This is a genomic window from Bartonella sp. MR168JLCBS (genome assembly GCF_042194175.1).
In genome coordinates this window covers 329-1,141 of record NZ_JBHIMP010000134.1, presented here as the reverse complement: position 1 = coordinate 1,141, position 813 = coordinate 329, and the positions used below count along the sequence as shown (strand labels likewise).

General features: G+C 41.3%; 1 protein-coding gene. It reads left to right on the top strand.

Translation table 11 applies throughout. The features are described 5' to 3' along the window. Positions 1–813, top strand: an 813-nt coding sequence (locus tag ACFIK8_RS09790; RefSeq protein WP_404978554.1) for a SecDF P1 head subdomain-containing protein, incomplete at both ends; no start/stop codon positions are given.

Below are 813 nucleotides of genomic sequence, written 5' to 3'. Positions count from 1 at the left end.
TTCTCTCCTCCTCGAGGTCGAGGCCAAAACACTAAAAAGGGATCAACTACACATGCTTCTAAGCAATGTGCGTAACACACTGCGTGAAAAGCAAATCCGTACATCGAGCATTCGTGTCCTCGAAGATAGCGTAGTTGCTCTTATTTCCGATCCAAAAGAAAGTGAAAAAGCACTCTCTGCTTTGAAGACATTGATCACACCTATACACAACAGCTTTGGAAGTAAAGCCAATGATATCAAGATCAGTGCTCAAGATAACACTCTCCGTATAATGTTAACCGAAGCTGGTATGAAAGAACGTATCAGTAATGCTATTGAGCAAAGCTTGGAAATCATCCGTCGCCGTATAGATCAGGTTGGTGTTACTGAACCAGCCATCCAAAAAGTAGGAACTGCTCGTATTATGGTTCAATTGCCTGGTCTACAAGACCCAAAGCAGTTACGCGATCTTTTAGGAACAACCGCTAAGATGACCTTTCATCTTGTGCCCTCCAACGTGGATATAAATAACTTACCCGCAGGTGTTTCAATCCTTCCTGGATACACTGATAAGACACAACGTTATGCAATTTATGACCAAATCGCCTTGGATGGCAATGTCCTAAAAGATGCCCGTGCAGGTTTTGATCCGCAAATGCCAGGACGTTCTATTATTTCATTCACCATGAATTCTATTGGTTCAAAAATATTTGCGGATATAACACGACAAAATATTAACCGTCCTTTTGCAATCGTTCTTGATAACAAAGTTTTGACTGCTCCTATCATCAACAGTGTTATTCCCAACGGACAAGGCCAAATTACAGGAAATTT